The organism is Bartonella birtlesii IBS 325, from assembly GCF_000273375.1.
GTDB classification, from domain to species: Bacteria; Pseudomonadota; Alphaproteobacteria; order Rhizobiales; family Rhizobiaceae; genus Bartonella; species Bartonella birtlesii.
Map to the genome: position 1 here is coordinate 981243 of NZ_CM001557.1, position 18765 is coordinate 1000007.

Annotated in this window: 10 protein-coding genes and 2 pseudogenes; 9 read left to right on the forward strand and 3 right to left on the reverse strand. The window is 36.3% G+C overall.

Annotated features, from left to right (window positions below):
- Positions 1-118: 118 nt before the first annotated feature.
- From ccmE to QWU_RS09145, 9 genes are all read left to right on the forward strand, one after another.
- Positions 119-598: a cytochrome c maturation protein CcmE gene (gene ccmE / locus QWU_RS04830; RefSeq protein WP_006589229.1), complete on the forward strand. Its 480-nt coding sequence runs from the start codon at positions 119-121 to the stop codon at positions 596-598.
- Between the two features lie 7 nt (positions 599-605).
- Positions 606-2585 (forward strand): heme lyase CcmF/NrfE family subunit, encoded by a 1980-nt coding sequence (locus tag QWU_RS04835; RefSeq protein WP_006589230.1) that lies wholly within the window; start codon positions 606-608, stop codon positions 2583-2585.
- Positions 2582-3004, forward strand: coding sequence for a cytochrome c-type biogenesis protein (locus tag QWU_RS04840; RefSeq protein WP_006589231.1), 423 nt, complete (start codon positions 2582-2584; stop codon positions 3002-3004). The genes QWU_RS04835 and QWU_RS04840 overlap by 4 nt, the downstream gene beginning before the upstream one ends.
- A gap of 188 nt (positions 3005-3192) precedes the next feature.
- Entirely contained in the window at positions 3193-4704 is a 1512-nt protein-coding gene (locus QWU_RS04845; protein ID WP_006589232.1) for a Do family serine endopeptidase, read from the forward strand.
- Positions 4705-4785: 81 nt separating this feature from the next.
- Entirely contained in the window at positions 4786-5472 is a 687-nt protein-coding gene (locus tag QWU_RS04850; protein ID WP_006589233.1) for a response regulator transcription factor, read from the forward strand.
- Entirely contained in the window at positions 5469-6851 is a 1383-nt protein-coding gene (locus QWU_RS04855; RefSeq protein WP_017196316.1) for a sensor histidine kinase, read from the forward strand. Before QWU_RS04850 ends, QWU_RS04855 begins: the two co-directional genes overlap by 4 nt.
- Before the next feature lie 98 nt (positions 6852-6949).
- The gene (locus QWU_RS04860) at positions 6950-9874 is read left to right on the forward strand and encodes a bifunctional [glutamine synthetase] adenylyltransferase/[glutamine synthetase]-adenylyl-L-tyrosine phosphorylase (protein ID WP_017196317.1); all 2925 of its coding nucleotides are present in this window, start codon (positions 6950-6952) and stop codon (positions 9872-9874) included.
- A 653-nt stretch (positions 9875-10527) separates the two neighbouring features.
- A complete protein-coding gene (locus QWU_RS04865; protein ID WP_006589236.1) occupies positions 10528-11376 on the forward strand; it encodes an outer membrane protein in 849 nt (282 codons plus the stop codon).
- Positions 11377-11922: 546 nt separating this feature from the next.
- Positions 11923-12360: a methylated-DNA--[protein]-cysteine S-methyltransferase gene (locus QWU_RS09145; protein WP_017196319.1), complete on the forward strand. Its 438-nt coding sequence runs from the start codon at positions 11923-11925 to the stop codon at positions 12358-12360.
- On the opposite strand, the pseudogene QWU_RS09150 reads toward QWU_RS09145, so the two are convergent.
- The 3 genes and pseudogenes from QWU_RS09150 to QWU_RS04885 form a co-directional block, all read right to left on the reverse strand.
- Positions 12347-14667, reverse strand: a pseudogene (locus QWU_RS09150) (ATP-binding protein). The gene QWU_RS09145 and the pseudogene QWU_RS09150 overlap by 14 nt on opposite strands.
- 288 nt (positions 14668-14955) lie before the next feature.
- Positions 14956-17582, reverse strand: a pseudogene (gene pepN, locus QWU_RS09155) (aminopeptidase N).
- A gap of 71 nt (positions 17583-17653) precedes the next feature.
- Complete coding sequence (locus QWU_RS04885; RefSeq protein WP_006589240.1) at positions 17654-18481, reverse strand: uracil-DNA glycosylase; 828 nt, start codon at positions 18479-18481, stop codon at positions 17654-17656.
- Positions 18482-18765: the final 284 nt, after the last annotated feature.

Below are 18765 nucleotides of genomic sequence, written 5' to 3' on the forward strand. Positions count from 1 at the left end.
ACATTGGATAAAATGTTGCATCCCCATGCAAGATATGCCAAGCTTCTTTGCAAGATAAGGCATGTGAATACTCAATGTTTATACAGCGCATTTATAAAAGAATTTCCATAGACAATTTATGAACAGTCACCCGTTTCATACCACTCCTTCATTGAGAGTTATTTTAAAGCAGCGGAAAAAAAATCGATTGCTGATTATTTTATCATGTTGTTTGGTAATAGCAATTGCAACAAGTCTTATTATCTATGTAATGCGTAATACGGTAAGTTTTTTTCGAACACCATCTGAAATTACAAAAAAAGATATTTTAACGGGATACTCTTTGCGTTTAGGCGGTTTTGTTGGAAAGGGGAGTATTAAATATCTTGGAGAGAAGGGCATTGTTTTTTTTGTAACGGATAACAAAAAACATCAAAAAGTAATTTTTAATGGTATTTTGCCGGATCTTTTTCGTGAAGGACAAGGGGTTATCGTAGAAGGATATTTTGATAAACAGGGCTTTTTTATAGGTACGCGTATTTTAGCAAAACATGATGAGACTTATATGTCTAAAGAAACAGCGGATCGTTTAAAAAAACATCATAGTGTGGAGAAATAATTCGATTGTGCTTATCGAGCTAGGTCATATTTTTTTAGCTGCAGCTTTTGCCGTTAGTTTGTTAGAGGCCTTTTTACCTGCTTTAGGTGTTTTGTGGAGGGAGCGTTCGCTAATGCAAACAGCTGTGCCTCTGACATATGTTACTTTTACCTTATTATTCTTATCTTTTTTAATTATTGTTCATGCCTATATTGTCTCTGATTTTTCTGTTTTGAATGTAGTTGAGAACTCTCATTCAGAAAAACCAATGCTCTATAAAATCACAGGTGTTTGGGGAAACCACGAAGGCTCCATGTTGTTATGGGTTTTAAGTCTCGCTTTTTTTAGTACATTGCTAGCGTTTTTTAGCCAGCATTTGCCAGCACAATTGAAGACACTCATTTTAATATGCCAAAGTTGGATAACAAGCTCTTTTCTTTTATTTATTCTTTTTCTATCCAATCCATTTTTACGCCTTGATCCACCGGCATTGCAAGGAAAAGATTTCAATCCTCTTTTGCAGGATATTGCGTTAGCAATTCATCCACCACTTCTTTATTTAGGCTATGTTGGTTTTTCACTTTGTTTTTCTTTTTCGGTTGCTGCATTGATTATAGGCTATGTTGATAGGTTTTGGGCGCGTTGGGTTCGTCCTTGGCTTTTACTTTCTTGGTGTTTTTTGACATTGGGTATTATGGTTGGATCCTATTGGGCTTATTATGAGCTAGGATGGGGTGGTTATTGGTTTTGGGATCCTGTTGAAAATGTTTCGTTTATGCCTTGGCTTTCAGGAACAGCTCTTTTGCATTCCACTCTTGTTCTTGAAAAACGGGAAGCATTGAAAAGTTGGACCTTATTTTTGGCAATTCTTACCTTTTCCCTTTCTCTTATGGGAATTTTTCTTGTTCGTTCTGGTCTTTTAATATCTGTTCATAGTTTTGCTGTTGATCCAGCACGAGGGCAAGCAATTCTTGCACTTTTATTCTTCTTCACGGGAGGAGCTTTGCTTCTTTTTGCAGTGCGTGTACCTGTTTTGACAACAGGGAGATTATTTCAGCCAATTTCGCGTGAAGGCTTTATTATTTTAAATAATCTGTTACTTACAACAATAACAGCAACAGTATTGATTGGTACGCTTTACCCTTATTTCATTGAAGCATTAACTGGGCAAAAAATTTCTGTAGGAGCTACTTTTTTTAATCTTACCTGTGGGCCTTTAATGATGCTATTGTTATTACTGACTCCATTTGGATCAATGATGGCGTGGAAACGCGGTAATTTTCTGGCTGTTTTTGAACGGCTTTGGTTTATTTTTGCATTAGTCTGTATGGCTTGTTTTATCGCATTTTATGCAACTTCTTTGCGTGATATTTTTACCATTTTAGGAATAGGACTTTCAGCTTTTGTTGTTTTAGGCAGTTTAGCTGATCTTTGGGAGAAGAGTGGACATCATAAGGTAACTTTTGGGGTGCGGGTTAAGAGATTTATAAAATTACCATGGTCGGTTTTTGGTGCGGCAATGGCGCATATGGGATTAGGCGTTACATTATTTGGTATCGTTTGCGTGACATCTTTTGTGCAGGAGCGTATTTTAAATATGCACATAGGCGATATGGTAACGATAGCAGGGAAAACTCTTCATTTGGATGAAGTCCGCGATGGTGTTGGTTCAAATTATTCGGCAGTGGAGTTTCATTTTACGGTATATGAAAATAAAAATACGGTGGGGAATATAACAGCATCAAAACGGTTTTATTCAAGCCAAAATACCTCAACGACGGAAGTTGGTATCCAAAATCATGGTTTATCACAACTCTATATTGTACCGGGGCGTATGGATGATCGGGGAGTTGTTATGCATATATGGTGGAAGCCTTACATAATATGTGTATGGTTAGGGGCATCGATGATGGCTATCGGTGGGTGTTTTTCTCTTTTAGGTTATTTTTTTCGCACCGGTCGACAGGATGCTTTTCGCATTAATTTTTTTGGAAAGGCACATAAATGAAAAAAATATTGCTTTATATTTTATTTTTTTTAATCATGATTTTTTCTTTGCAGTCAGTAATAGCCTTAGAGCCCGATGAAATTTTAAAAGATGCAGTGCTTGAATCACGTGCACGAGATATTTCATCTCATTTACGCTGTCCGGTTTGCCAAAATCAATCAATTGATGATTCAGATACTCTCCTAGCACGTGATTTACGGTTGTTGATTCGGGAACGATTAAAAATGGGGCATACTAATCAACAAGTTATTGATTTTCTTGTTGAACGATATGGTGTGTTTATTCTCTTAAAGCCACCATTTAATAAAACAACTTGGTTTTTATGGCTATCTCCTTTGATAATAATTCTCATAAGTGCAGGCGTGATACTTTTTCGGACAAAACAATACAAATCAAAAAATGCTAATCTTGAATGCTGATGCAGAAAAATAGCTGAGAGAGGTATTATATGAAAAAAAATTGAGGTCATTAAAATTGGTCATGATTGTATTGTTATGTACTTAAATCTTACAAAACTTTAACAATTTAGACAGAAAACGGTAAGGTCTGTTGTTCTATAAGGATCAACATTGGGATAGAAATATCATTGAATAGGAGCGTATACCAAATGGTTAAAAAAACTTTCTTTAAAACATTAGTCGCAGTAAGCTTTTCTGCTGCGTTGGAAAGTGTATTGTTTTTTAGTGGATGTGGGTCAAGTTTATTCACGACGTCGGCTCATGCGAGTTCTGTACTTACTTCATTAATACAACAGCAGGGATTTGCAGATATTGTTTCTCAAGTAAAACCTGCGGTTGTAGCAGTGCAAGTAAAGAGTAATAAAAAGAAAGAAGAATGGTTCTTTAGCAATTTTTTTAGTGCTCCAGGTATGGAGCAATTACCAGATCAACATCCTTTGAAAAGATTTTTTAAAGAATTTTATGATCTTGATAAGCCTAAAAATAAATTTTCACCACATTCAAATAGACTGCGACCTATAGCTTTTGGTTCGGGCTTTTTTATCTCATCCGATGGTTATATTGTGACCAATGATCATGTAATTTCTGAAGGTACAAGTTATTCTGTTGTTCTTGATGATGGTACAGAATTGAATGCAAAGCTCATTGGAAAAGATCCAAAAACTGACCTTGCAGTTCTAAAAGTAAATGATAAAAGAAAATTTTCCTATGTTGATTTTGGTGATGATTCAAAGCTTCGCGTTGGTGATTGGGTTGTTGCTATTGGTAATCCATTTGGTCTCGGTGGAACTGTGACAGCAGGTATTGTTTCGGCACGTGGACGTGATATTGGCACCAGTAGTTATGATGATTTTATTCAGATTGACGCTGCTGTTAATAGAGGAAATTCTGGAGGTCCAACTTTTGATTTGAATGGCAAGGTTGTTGGAGTTAATACAGCAATTTTTACTCCTTCAGGAGGAAATGTTGGGATTGCTTTTGCTATTCCAGCAGCAACAGCAAAACAGGTTGTACAACAACTTATCGAAAAAGGTTCAGTTCAACGTGGTTGGCTAGGGGTTCAGATTCAGCCAGTAACGAAGGAAATTTCTGATTCAATAGGTTTGAAAGAAGCGAAAGGCGCTTTGATTACTGATCCATTAAAAGGACCAGCATCAAAGGCTGGTATTAAGGCAGGTGATGTTATTATTACATTGAATGATGAAAAAATTAACGATTCTCGTGATCTGGCAAAGCGTATTGCAAATATTAGACCAGGAGAAACCGTTACCTTAGGGATTTGGAGATCTGGTAAGGAGGACAGTATCAAGGTAAAACTTGCTTCAATGCCTGAAAGTGAAGGGAAAAAAGAAGGTTCAAAATATTCAACTGAACGCGGTGATTCAGATGAGACATTGGAAGATTATGGGCTAATTGTTGCACCTTCTGATGATGGTCTAGGATTGGTTGTAACGGATGTGGATTCGGATTCAGATGCTGCAGATAAGGGAATCCGCCCAGGTGATGTTATTGTGACAGTAAATAATAAACCTGTTAAAAAGGCTTCTGATATTACGGATACAATCAAGAATGCTCAAAAGCTAGGAAGAAAAGCCATACTCTTACAAGTACGGACAAATGAGCAAAATCGTTTTGTTGCTCTTCCAATTTTCAAAAAATAGTACTTTATCATGAGTGGGGCAGAGATTTTGTAAATTTCTGTCCTACAATACAGTTTTATAAAAATAACGGAGATGCGTTTTATGAAAATACTCGTTATCGAAGATGATCGTGAAACAGGACGTTATCTCGAAAAAGCTTTTTTGGAGGCAGGACATTCCGTTGATGTTGCCTATGATGGAGATACTGGATACGCTTTAGCTGAAATGGAAAACTATGATGTAATGGTTGTTGATCGAATGCTTTTGCATCGTGATGGTCTTTCTATTATTTCTGAATTGCGTGCTAAAGGCAATGAAACACCAGTTCTCATTCTTTCCGCTTTAGGGCAAGTAAATGATCGTGTGACGGGTTTGCGTGCGGGGGGTGATGATTATTTAACAAAGCCTTATGCTTTTTCTGAACTTCTTGCTCGCGTTGAAGTGTTACAGCGGCGTAAAAATCCTAAAGAAGCAGAAACAGTTTATTGTGTAGGAAATCTTGAGCTTGACCGTTTAGCACATACAGTGAAAAGAGGGAAGAGAAATATCCCATTACAACCGCGAGAGTTTCGTTTACTGGAATATTTGATGCGATATGCTGGTCAAGTGGTAACGCGTACCATGCTTTTGGAAAATGTTTGGGATTATCATTTTGATCCGCAAACAAATGTCATTGATGTTCATATATCTCGCTTAAGAGCAAAAATTGAAAAAGATTTTGATGTACCGCTTCTCCATACAGTGCGTGGAGCTGGTTATATGCTGAAAGCACCAGATAACAAAACATGAATCGTCTAATCAATATAATGCGCACAACTGCGCTAAGGCTCTCGGCACTTTATATTTTGTTATTTGGATTGGTGGCAACAGGGCTGTCTATTTATATGACGGATTTTTCTGCTTCGTTGTTAACAGAGCAAACACAGCAAGCTTTACATGAAGAATTGAGATATATCGAAGATGCTTATAATTATGGTGGACTTCCATTATTAATACGCACTATTGATTATCGTTCACGACAACCAGGAGCTTTTCTTTATCTTGTCACAGATCCTATGGGACGCATTTTAGCAGGTAATGTTGCACGTATTGAATTAGGTCTTTTGAGGCATAATGGCTTTATTGAAAATTCTTTTTTGTATTCACGTTTTGGTGAACATGGCCAAACAAGCGAACATCGCGCTTTGGCAATTGTTGTTGATTTGCCCAATGCTATGAAGGTTCTTATAGGGCGGGATTTAGATGAACCAGAACGTTTTGCAGCAGTTATTCGTAAAGCTGTCATGATTGCTCTTGCGGCAATGGTTGGAGGAGCTCTACTTATATGGTTTTTCGTTGGTCGGCGAGCATTACAAAGGATTGATCATGTTACGGCTGCCTCACAACGATTGATGGAGGGCGATTTCAGTGGGCGTTTACCTGTATCTGGAATAGGTGATGAGTTTGATCGATTGTCCGCTAATCTTAACGTTATGTTAGAGCGCATTGAAGAATTAAATATTGGTTTGCATCAAGTATCGGATAATATTGCGCATGATCTGAAAACTCCACTGACACGCCTTAGAAATCGTGCTGAAGAAGCACTTTCTGGGCAAAAGACAAAGCTTGAATATCGTCAAGCACTTGATGCTGTTATTGCTGGATCCGATCAACTTATTCGTACTTTTAATGCGATTTTGATGATTTCGCGCATTGAAGCTAGCAGTGCAATAGAGCATCTTGAGATGTTGAATATGAAATTTATCCTTGAAGATGCCGTTGAACTTTATGAACCTTTTGCTGAAGAATCTGGTGTCTTGCTTCGGTTGGGGGATACATTTGATAAAGAGCTGAAGTTAAATCGTGAGCTTATTGCACAATCGATTTTTAATCTTATTGATAATGCGATTAAATATGCATCTAAAGATGGCAGGAAGGCAGAGGTTTGCTTATCGATGGAATATCGTGATAAACATTTGTTGGTTGTGGTTAGCGATAATGGTCCAGGAATTGCAGAAGATAAGCGTGAGAAAGTAACAGAACGCTTTTTTCGCCTCGAAGAAAGTCGTACACAACCTGGTTTTGGTATTGGCCTTAGTATAGCAAAAGCTGTAATGAAGCTTCATGGGGGAGAATTATTACTTGAAAATGCAAATCCAGGGCTTAGGGCTATTTTATTATTTCCTTGAAAAGTATTTTGTTTCATTGTTTGCTATACTTATGATAATTTCTCTTTGAAGTATAAGGTAATAGAGAAAAAGCTAAAATGTTTTTTACGAGAGCATAGATGAAGAAAGCTTTTTTAAAAACACAGCTCCTCTCTTTATCCCCCCTTGATAACAGTGGTTCTCAATGGTTGAAAGAGCTTGCAGAACAAGCAAGAAAAGAGAATTTAGGATCGCTTATTTCCTTTATTTCCGATAAGGGAAATCAGGTTGAATTTATAAGTGCGGTTATGACCTTATCTCCTTTTTTGCGTGAGGCTTTAATTGCCAACCCATCATATCTTAGTCCCTTATTGCATGTTGATATAGAAACGAGGTTAAGCAAAATTATAGATGATATTGCGCACCTTGATAAAAGTGAGATTATACATGAAAATTCATTAAAAACGGCTTTAAGGCGCCAAAAACGAGAAGCACATGTTCTCATTGCTTTAGCTGATTTGAGTGGTGTTTTTACGTACGAAGTTTCATGTGTTTGGTTAACACGCTTGGGAGAATCCGTATTAGGTGTGGCTCTGCGTTTTCTCTTAAGAGAAGCCCATGATCATGGTAAAATAAATTTGTTGAACCATGAGAATCCCGAAAAAGATTGTGGCCTAATCATTTTAGGGATGGGAAAATTAGGGGCAGAAGAACTTAATTATTCGTCTGATATTGATCTTATTGTTTTTATTGATGAAATATCATCTCATATTGGTAATCTTTCTGAGAGTGTCGATCTATTTTCCAAAATGGTACGTCGATTGATCCGTATCATTCAAGAACGTACTGCGGAAGGATATGTTTTTCGTCTCGATTTTCGGTTAAGACCAGACCCAAGTTCAACCCCTTTAGCTTTACCAGTAAAAACTGCATTGCGTTATTATGAGGGGCGAGGACAAAATTGGGAGCGGGCAGCTATGATTAAGGCACGTCCAGTGGCTGGCGATAAAAAGGCAGGTTTTAACTTTCTCAAAGAGCTGTTTCCTTATATATGGCGAAAATATTTAGATTATGCTGCTATTGCTGATATCCATTCTATTAAACGCCAAATCCATGCTTATAAAAATTATGGTCAAATTGCGGCTTATGGCCATAATGTAAAATTAGGGCGAGGGGGCATTCGTGAAATTGAGTTTTTTGTTCAGACACAACAACTTATTGGAGGTGGGCGCTTTCCTCAATTGCGCGGCCGACAGACAGTAGCAATGTTAGCAGAACTTCATACACTTGGTTGGATTAGTGAAAAAACACGAGATAGTCTTATTAAAAGTTATGCTTTTTTACGAAATGTAGAGCATCGTATTCAGATGCTTGCAGATGAACAAACACATCTTCTCCCAAATGATGTTTCTCAATTTACCAGTATTGCATATTTAATGGGCTACCAAGAAAGTAACAGCTTTATTCGCGATTTATTAAAAACGCTACAGGTTGTTGAAAAACATTATGCTGCACTGTTTGAGAATGAACAAGAACTTGGTTTAGAAATTGGCAATTTAGTTTTTACAGGTGAAGAAGATGATCCAGAAACATTAATCACATTAAGCCGTCTAGGTTTTGAAAGAGCGAGTGATATTTGTCGTATCATGCGCACGCTCCATTGTGGGCGTTATAGAGCAACACAATCTGCAGAAGCCCGTGAAAGGTTAACAGAATTGACCCCAGCGCTTTTAAAAGCTTTTGGTGCGACTAAACGAGCCGATGAAGTGATGTTGTGTTTTGATCGTTTTTTACAAGGGTTGCCTTCAGGAATTCAGCTTTTTAGTCTTTTGCAGTCGAATCCGTCTCTTTTAGATATGTTGGTGCTTATCATGGGAGCAGCTCCACGTCTTGCAGAAATTATTACACGTAAACCCCATGTTTTTGATGGGATGTTAGATCCAAGTATTTTTTCAGAACTACCAACAAAAACTTATTTAGAGAAACGGCTTGAATGTTTTCTTGAAGGTGCTTCTTCTTACGAAGAAATTCTCAATCGCTTAAGAATTTTTGCTGATGAGCAACGTTTTTTAATTGGTATTCGAATTTTGAATAGTGTAATTACAGGAAAGAGAGCAGGTTATGCGTTTACTGCGCTTGCTGATCTTATGATTGCAAAAACATTTGCTGCGGTTCAAGAGGAATTTTCTTGTCTTCATGGCAGTATTAAAGGAGGACGTGTTGGCATATTGGGGATGGGTAAGCTTGGAAGTCGTGAATTAACGGCAGGTTCAGATGTTGATCTCATTTTGCTTTACGAACATGATGAAGATACGGAAATATCTGATGGAGAAAAACCTCTTTATATTTCTCAATATTATACCCGTTTGACACAGCGTTTAGTTGCAGCTTTATCCACTCTTACAAGCCAAGGTGTTCTTTATGCCGTTGATTTAAGGTTGCGTCCATTAGGCAATAAAGGGCCTGTTGCTGTTTCTTTTCAATTTTTTAAGAACTATTATCGCAAACAAGCGTGGATATGGGAACATCTTGCTTTAACAAGGGCACGAGGTATTGCTGGAGATCGTGATTTTTTGCAAAAATTAGAAAATGAAGTTTGTACAATTATTGCTTTTCCTCGTGATAAGAAGAGTGTTGCAAAAGCAGTGTGTGAGATGCGTACCTTGATTGAAAAAGAAAAGCCACCAAAAAACCAATGGGATTTAAAAACGATGTCTGGTGGTATCGTGGATTTAGAATTTATTGCTCAATTTGCTCTTATTACACATGTCATGGAATTTCATATTGGAGCAACTACAGCAGATATTTTGTCTCAGTTGCCGAACAGTTTTCTTAATCAGCCATTTATTTCGGATTTACATCATGCTTATGGCCTCTATACCAATTTAAGCCAAATTATACGACTTTGTTTAAATGATTTGCTTGATCCTCATGAAATGCCACCTAGTTTAAGCGACCTTTTGTTAAGTAATGTTGGGGAACCTGATTTGCTGCGTGCTGAAAAATTGATTGAAGAAACTAGGCAATCTGTATGTTCAGCTTTTACACATGTAATGAAATATTGAATGTACTTTATATAATAATTATATGTATTTTTTATCTAAATTATAAAAAATAACTTAAATAAATGCTTTATAATATTACTTATTTTTGTTGTAAAAATATTTCTTGTTTAATTTTTTATATAGGCTGAAAAATTCTATTTTAAACAAATTAATACGAAATCTTATGTTTAATTAAAAAGTTATAATGCGTTTTTTCTATTTATTAGTAAATAAGATTATTTTCTATTTTTTATTTAATGCACACTATAGCATGACAAGAGCTATTCATATAGAAGAGAATATTAATTCATCTTTATTCATGAATTTAGAGTTAATACAAATTTGTTTCAAAATAAAACTTAACAAGAATATTTATTATATAATTTAAAAATTAATATTATAATACTATATAAATATATTATTTCTTATTAAGTTAATAAAAGCATTATGAGAAATAATAATTTTTAGTAAGCCTTTAGGCGCTTTAAACACTTATTATAACTTATATTATTAAAATTTATTTATATATTTTAATAATATAAATTTTATTTTATCTTAAACTGTGTTATTTTTGTTACAGATTTTTTGAAAAAAATATGAAAGTATTTTTTATTATTATAGATATAAAAGTTTATATTTATAATATATGTCACTTAGCTTTTAGGGGAGCAATTATGACTAAACAATACTTAATGCAAACATCTATTTTTTCTTTAATTTTGATTTCTGCAGTACAGGCAGCAGATGTTACTATACCAGAACAGTCGATGCCTGTTGTTGCAGCTCCTGCTTTTTCTTGGACAGGGTTTTATCTTGGAGGCCAAATTGGTGGTTTTTCCGGTAAAAATACTTTAAGTTATTTAAAAGATAAGGATGCAGAAAAATGGATTCTGCTTGATAAGGGGCTTTCACCTAAACTTTCCGGTTTTATAGGTGGTATTTATACAGGTTCCAATATTGATATCGACAATGGTTTTATTATAGGTATTGATACGGATATAATGTGGTCTGACAAAAAGGATACAAAAGATATTAGTTCATCAGATATTACTCCATCGGAAGAAAAACCAAAAGGAGTAATCTTAGAGTATTCAAATGGAATGAGTTCTAGGGCAGAGTCACAAGAGGATATTTCGGCGGTACCTATAAAAAAAGTACATCACACTTCAAAACAAAAATGGTTTGGTGCTACACGAGTACGCGTTGGCTTTTCTGTTGATCGTATGATGCCTTATATTACGGGAGGGGTTGCTTATACACAACTTCGAAACATTATTGCAAGTGCAGAAGATACGGCTGCAAAAAGTAGAACAGTTGATCTTTCTGATTGGGTGTGTGATGAAAAAAAGACTATGGTTGGTTATACCCTTGGAGGTGGTGTTGATTTTGCGATGACTGATAATGTTATTGTACGTGCAGAATATCGTTATTCAGATTTTGGTAAAAAGAAATTCGGATATGATAAAGTCGAAATGAGCTATAAAACAAACGACTTTCGCGTTGGTGTAGCATACAAATTTTAGAATATCAAAGAATTAAATGATTTTAAAGTCCCATTTTTGAATGGGACTTTAATTTTTTTGAATACCTCTAGTGGTAGTTCTTTCTATTTTTTAATGTTCTCATGCAGGTGTAGGCTATTAGTTTCTTATTAAAAGATAAAAAATTTTTTGAATTTTTAGGTGTTTACTGAATTTTTTTTAGTATGCTAAAATCACCTACTTTAAGATGGCCAATTTGATTGCTTACAGTCATTAGGCTTTATAGATATAAAGAAAATGATTCAGCTTCTTATTATTGTTTTTTCACTATGCCATTCTACAAAATGATTACAACATGATTTTAAGTCGATGACTGAGAAGATAGATTTTGAGGGTATTTTGTCTTACCTTGTAAAGAGTGTAATGAAAAATTGCTTTTTTTGAGTTCATTCATGATGTTCAGATCTCTTAAAAATATAGAAAAGTTAAAATGCTAGACATTCTCAAAAAAGAAAATATTTTGTCTCAAAAAACGTTTCAATAGGAGAGCTTTTGGTAGCAAAGTCTTACAAAGGGCTTTGTAATATAATGTTAGGAGATACTACAGAACAATTATTACAAGAATTCATGGTACGCTTTGAGGATGCACAACAAGTGGATAGTGACAACATATTTAAGGAAGAGATTGCACATATTGTTGCAATGATAGAGACTCCTAAGTTGGTAAGACGACATGATTTTCTCTTAGATATAAAAGGCACAATCTTTCAGCAGAAAGTATGGACGGCATTATGTGAAGTGCCATGTGGTGAAACAATTTCATATAAAGCGTTAGCACAACGTATTGGTATGCCAAATGCTTTTCGTGCAGTTGCTCATGCATGTGCACATAACGAATTGGCATTAATCATCCCTTGCCATCGTGTGGTGCAAAAGAATGGTTTTATCTCTGGGTATCGTTGGGGTATTTGGCGAAAACAGATTTTGTTACGACGCGAACAAATGGGGAAATTTAATTTTGTTTGATTGGCATTGTAATAGTCACAGTTGTACCTTTCATCTCTTTGGAAATAATTTCAAGTTTCCCTTTGTGTAGTTCTAGCAAGGAGCGTGAAATGGCTAGTCCAAGACCTGATCCAGTATGGGTTTTTGTGAGTTGATTTTCAACTTGTTCAAAAGGTTGTCCGAGTTTTTTTATGGCTGATTGGGGAATGCCAACCCCTGTATCTTTAATTTTACAAACAAGGTTATTTTTTTCTTAAAAGCACAAACATTAATACTGCCGCCAGAAGGTGTAAACTTAACAGCATTAGAGATGAGATTAAGGAAGATCTGTCTCATGGCACGGATATCAACCTCTGCATGGAGTTCTGGAGCAATATTTGTTATAACAGAAATATTTTTTTCTTGAGCCTGTGGTGTAAGTGTGCGGGCTGCTTCACTGATGATGGGCTCAAGATTAGTATTTTTGCAATTAAGGGTAAATTTCCCAGCTTCGATTTTGGACATGTCAAGAATATCATTGATAAGGGTTAGAAGATGGGCTCCTGAATTATAAATATCGTGCATATATTCTTTGTAACGTTGCGAGCCAAGAGGGCCAAAGGTAGATTGCAACATGATGTCTGAGAAGCCAAGAATAGCGTTAAGTGGCGTCCGCAATTCATGGGACATATTGGCTAAAAATTCTGATTTGGCTTTATTAGCACTTTCGGCGCGCTCTTTTTCTGCTTTTAAACTTTTATTCAGTTTTTCAACTTCTGTTGCACGTTGTTGTGCACTTCCCCGTGTACGTTTAAGTTCTTGAATAAAAGAAAAAAGTCGTCTTTCACTATCTTCAAATTTTTCTTGTTGTTGTTTAAGTTCAGAAATATCTGTACCAATGCAAACAAGCCCTCCATCTTGGGTACGTCGTTCATTAATTTTCAGCCAATAACCATCTGCAGTTTGTCGGATACTAGTTAAATTACCAGCACCATCATCTTTAAGAGGATATTCATGGATTGCAGGGCGAGCTATGGCTTCAACGGTTGCACGTTGGACTCCTGATTGTAAAACCTGTTTAGGGATAGCAGTATATTCGCAAAATTTGCTGTTGGACATGACTAAACGTCCTTCTGAATCCCATAAGACAAAAGATTCTGAAATATTTTCAATTGCATCACGGATACGAAGGTCGGCCTGTGCTGTTTCTTCTGCGAGTTGACGCTGCTCACTAATATCAAAAGCAATACCAACCAAATGGGGTTCTTCTTCATCTGTAACTTCAGCCCGAATACGCATCCACACATAATGGCCATCGGCATGTCGCATGGGAACATTAATATCAATATGTTTTTTTTGCCCCCCCATTAATTCTTGAGCAAGATCAAAAAAATTAGCATCGTTTTGGTTGATAATAGCGGTAATTTGCGAAATTGACAGCAGTGCATCTTGAGGCACATAACCGAGCATTTCATACATTGCCCGTGACCAGTAAACACGCCCGCTTGCCATGTTCCAATCCCATAACCCACAACGTCCGCGCATCATTGCCATATCGATACGGTTTTGAGTTTTTTCTGAAATTAAATCCGTTTTGCGTGCTCGCGCAATTTGATTGTAATAAGCATAGAGGAGAGCCAAAATAACGCCACCTGTTCCTATGAACAAGGTTATATTTAGCGAGAAAATTTTGCGCCATTCCATGTAGATATGTTGTTTCTTTTCGCTGACGAAAACACCATATTGTCCATTTTCTGTTTGGTGAAATGAAGCAAAAGCAGGAGTATCTTTGCCCATCGTGATTTCCATAATACCAACATGTTGTCCCAGAGCTTGTAAAGCAATACCCTCGGAAGTAAAATTCTGTAAGGATTTTCCTAAAATGATCTCTGAACCGGATGAAGCTAAGACAATACCTTTTTGATCGATTATAGCAATAACAGTATGAGGACTGATAAGGTCTTTATTGAGAAAACTGTTTAGGATATTTTGCAAATGGCTATGAGAAAGAGTAGCAACTTTACCTTTTTCAGTAACAGCAAGTAAATCATGATTAATTGTATTACTAATATGGGAAGCGACGAGAGCAAGGGTAGAGCGTGTGTTTTTATCAATAACATGACGCCAATCATAGATTGATACAAAACGAATGGTTGCTAAAACAATAAGGAATACAAGAATGATAAATGGAAGTAAACGCCGCAGCCAAGGTTCAATAGAGAGAAGCTTTTGAGAGGCAGAGCCAAAAAACAGATGAATACGCTCTGTTTGTGCTTTATGATTTTGAGCACTTGACTTTGAGCTAGTATACACCTCCGTTGGCGCATTATATGCGTCCAATTTAGCCATTTCTCGTTCCTTTAATTATGGAATAATGTGTTATAAAAACTGTTTCAATATTCATAATAAAACCCCATAGGGTGCAATGAATCAAAACGGGAGTCCTCTGTCCAGTCTTTTTTTTAAAAAAAGTATTTTACTTTTATTGAATGTGGATGAAGCAAATAAGAGGAACTTTAAAAAGACTTCTAAACAGGTTTAAATGACTCATTTAGAGGATTGTTATAGTTAAGTTATTCATTGATATTATTTTATTAAACGGTATCCTGACATAATGATTATAAATTATTTATCCATTTAAGCGAGGAGACGGGAGATGATCTCAGTCACATCGCTTGATAATTGAGGAGCTACTGCAATTGTTTTTAATGCAGCTTTAAGTTTTTGTTGTCGAATAGGCTCTAATTGTCTCCAAGAACGCATTATTGTGAGTAATCGCGAGGCAAGTTGTGGATTTTTCTTGTCAATTTCCAAAACAATTTGGCAAAGAAAGTGATAGGCTGCACCATCAACTCTATTAAAACCCGTTAGGTTATTAGAAGCAAAGACACCAATTAGGGCTCGTACACGATTGGGATTATCTTGTGAAAAGAGCGGATGTTGCATGAGTTTTTGAATATGGTCAAGTGTTGATGCTCCTGCAACCATTGCTTGAATGGAAAACCATTTATCCATAACCAAAGGGTCATGCCGATACCGGTTTTCAAAATCATTTAAGGCATTTTGTGCCTGCTCACTTTTGTTAAAATGCCGCACTAAAATGGTTATACTGGCTATGCGGTCAGTCATGTTATCAGCTGTTATATATTGCGTGACAGCACGATTTGGTTGCGCTTCAGCAATGGAAAGATAATCTAGGATAATATTCCGTAATGCTCGTTTTCCAGCTTGTGCAGTAGTTGGTGAATAGGGTTCATTAGTTTCCATTTGCATATAAACTTTTGTGAAAAGCCCTTGATGTGTATGCGCGAGTGAAGCTAAAAACTGATTACGCACAGAGTGGATACGATCTGGATCAACATTTTTACCGATTGTATGAGCAAGTTCTATTTCGCTAGGTAAATTTAAACAAAATGCTCGAAACTCTGGTTCAAGACTTTCATCTTTAAGGATGTTTTCAATTAATTTTAGCAAAGAAGAAGGCATACTCTCTTTTACTTGTGTTTTATCGTTAATAGCTTGAATTAGAGCTTGCATCATTAAATGATTAAACGACTGCCAACGGTTGAGTTGATTGCTATCATTTTGTACAAGAAATATAAGCTCGTTTTCATTAAACGGAGTTTGTAAATTGATAGGTGCAGAGAAGTCTCTAAGCAGAGATAAAACAGGTTTTTCACTCAGTCCCTTTAATGTGAACGTTTGGCTTTCTTTAGACAGAAGCATAACATCTGATTGAATATCCGCATCAGTCTCATAGGTAAGAGATTCTCCATTTTGTCCTAAGAGACCAAAAACGATAGGGATAAGCATAGGTTTTTTGTTTTTTGTTGCGGTGTTGCCGGAATATGTTGTTTTGCATGAATTGTTAAAATACCATTGTTATAATGGTGGTCGATTTCCACATGAGGCGTTCCTGCTTGTTCATACCACAGCATGAATTGTGAAAAGTCTCTACCAGAGACTTCAGCAAAACAGGTGACAAAATCTTCAATTGTGCAAGCTTGCCCATCATGACGTTGAAAATAGAGATCCATTCCTTTACGAAAAAGAGTAGGACCTAAAATAGTATGCATCATGCGAACAACTTCAGCGCCTTTCTCATAAACGGTTGTGGTGTAAAAGTTGTTGATTTCACTATATTGACGAGGCCGTACAGGATGAGCAAGTGGACCAGAATCTTCAGTAAATTGCATAGCTTTTAATGTTTTTATATTTTCAATTCTCTGTAGACTACGTACATTTTGATCTGAGGAAAATTCTTGATCTCGGTAAACTGTTAGTCCTTCTTTTAAACAAAGTTGAAACCAATCACGGCAAGTAATACGATTACCGGTCCAATTATGGAAATATTCATGAGCAATGATACGTTCGACATTTCTATAATCATGATCGGTTGCTGTTTCAGGATCTGCAAGAACATATTTATCATTAAAGATGTTAAGCCCTTTATTTTCCATTGCACCCATGTTAAAGTCCGAAACAGCAACAATATTGAAAACATCAAGGTCATATTCGCGTCCAAAGCATTGCTCATCCCAACGCATGGAGCGTTTGAGGGCATCCATTGCATAGGTTGCACGTTTGGTTTTTCCTTTTTCCACATAGATACCAAGTTTGATACGTCGACCAGATACAGTAGTAAAATGGTCTTCTAACTTATCAAGATCACCGCCAACTAAAGCAAAGAGATAGGATGGTTTGGGATATGGATCTTCCCAAAGAGCAAAATGACGATTATTTTCAAGAGTTCCTGTTTCCACGAGATTACCATTGGAAAGTAAGATAGGGATTGTTTGAGAATCCGCTTCGATTTTGACCGTATAGGTAGAAAGAATATCTGGGCGGTCGTAAAAATAAGTAATACGACGAAAACCTTCTGCTTCGCATTGTGTGCAATAAACACCATTTGAAAGATAAAGTCCCATAAGTTGGCGGTTGCTTTCAGGGTTTAGTTCCGTGACCAATTGCAATGTAAAAGGAGTCGCTGGTGGAGTTGTAATTTCTAAACGTGAAGGCGTGCTTTTATAAGCGTTTGCAGACAATGCCTCACCATTAATAGCAACAGAAATGAGTGTAAGATCATCACCAGAAAGCACAAGAGGCGTTCTTTCTTTCGTATTTTGACGCGCTTCAATCAATAATATTGCCGTAACAAGGGTTTTTGTTGGTTTCAAACAGAAGTGAAGTTGTGTTTTGGGGATAGCATAAGGGGTTGGTTGGTAGTCTTCCAGACGATAAATGGACATTGCTGATTGTTGCATAATTTTTTCCTGATTGTATTTTAAAAGTTACGGAATTGAAAAAGTGTTTATGTTTTGTAATGAGGTAAAAATTACGGGAGATTATCTAAGCGGTTTTTTACTTCTAGAAAATCCATCCATGTAAGTTTTTTTTGACTGGGCGTTCGAAGGAGGTAAGCAGGATGAAAGGTCGGCATAACAGGTATTTTGGTATTATCTTCTCTTTCATAGGTAAACCATTTCCCTCGCGTACGAATAATTCCATTTTGCGCTCCCGTAAGAAACTGAGTAGCAACTCCACCAAGTGCTACAAGAATACGAGGTTTAGCTAAATGAATTTGCTTTTCAATAAAAGGGCGGCATAATGCAACTTCCCTTGGTGTTGGCGTGCGATTTCCAGGTGGGCGCCAAGGAATAGTATTCGCGATGTAAACATTCTCTCTTGTTAAACCAATTGATGCGAGGATTTTATTGAGCAACATTCCTGCTTTCCCAACAAAAGGAACACCTTGTATATCTTCTTCTCGTCCTGGCGCTTCTCCTATGAGCATGAGTGGACTTCCCGCTGTTCCATCTGAAAAACAGGTATTTTTTGCTGTCAATTTTAATGAACAGCCATTAAACGCGAGAAGAACAGATTTTAATTCATCAAGTGTCTTCGCATGTTTTACACTATCTACAGTGGAAGGTTTATCTTGTATAATACTAGGCGTAGGCAGTAGATGATTGGACGACTTTATGGTTGGTGATGTCTGTTGATTATGAGAAATGTTTACTGTTTGTATTGATTTTTTCTCTAAAGAGACAGCTTGATTAAAGCGATCAACAGGTAAATCCGTTAGAACAGCATCCACACCACTTTCTTTATAAAAGTTCAAGAGTTCTTCATATGAGATTGAGCACGGTGTTTGATTTAACATTTTATCTTTTCTAATGATCTATCGACTACGGATAGACCACATAACGTCATCCTTCAAGCGTTATGATATCTTCGTTAGAGGTTTATATCTGAAAAATTCTATTTTCTTTAATCCCAATAAAAACTATAGAATGGAATGATATTTTTTTCAATGATTTATCTTAATTTGTTAGGCTATACTAAATTGCTCTATAATAAAAAAACGCATGGAATATATAGTTTAAACTACTCGGATAGTGATATAATACGGTTATAAAAGGTACCTATATAGCAGTATATTAGTAT

What these genes read in the sequence shown, in the direction of transcription:
- QWU_RS04860 (WP_017196317.1), top strand. Translation starts at nt 6,950, where the DNA reads ATGAAGAAAGCTTTTTTAAAAACACAGCTCCTCTCTTTATCCCCCCTT.
- QWU_RS04845 (WP_006589232.1), top strand. Translation starts at nt 3,193, where the DNA reads ATGGTTAAAAAAACTTTCTTTAAAACATTAGTCGCAGTAAGCTTTTCT.
- QWU_RS04855 (WP_017196316.1), top strand. Translation starts at nt 5,469, where the DNA reads ATGAATCGTCTAATCAATATAATGCGCACAACTGCGCTAAGGCTCTCG.
- QWU_RS04850 (WP_006589233.1), top strand. Translation starts at nt 4,786, where the DNA reads ATGAAAATACTCGTTATCGAAGATGATCGTGAAACAGGACGTTATCTC.
- QWU_RS04865 (WP_006589236.1), top strand. Translation starts at nt 10,528, where the DNA reads ATGACTAAACAATACTTAATGCAAACATCTATTTTTTCTTTAATTTTG.
- ccmE (WP_006589229.1), top strand. Translation starts at nt 119, where the DNA reads ATGAACAGTCACCCGTTTCATACCACTCCTTCATTGAGAGTTATTTTA.
- QWU_RS04840 (WP_006589231.1), top strand. Translation starts at nt 2,582, where the DNA reads ATGAAAAAAATATTGCTTTATATTTTATTTTTTTTAATCATGATTTTT.
- QWU_RS04885 (WP_006589240.1), bottom strand. Translation starts at nt 18,481, where the DNA reads ATGTTAAATCAAACACCGTGCTCAATCTCATATGAAGAACTCTTGAAC.
- QWU_RS09145 (WP_017196319.1), top strand. Translation starts at nt 11,923, where the DNA reads ATGTTAGGAGATACTACAGAACAATTATTACAAGAATTCATGGTACGC.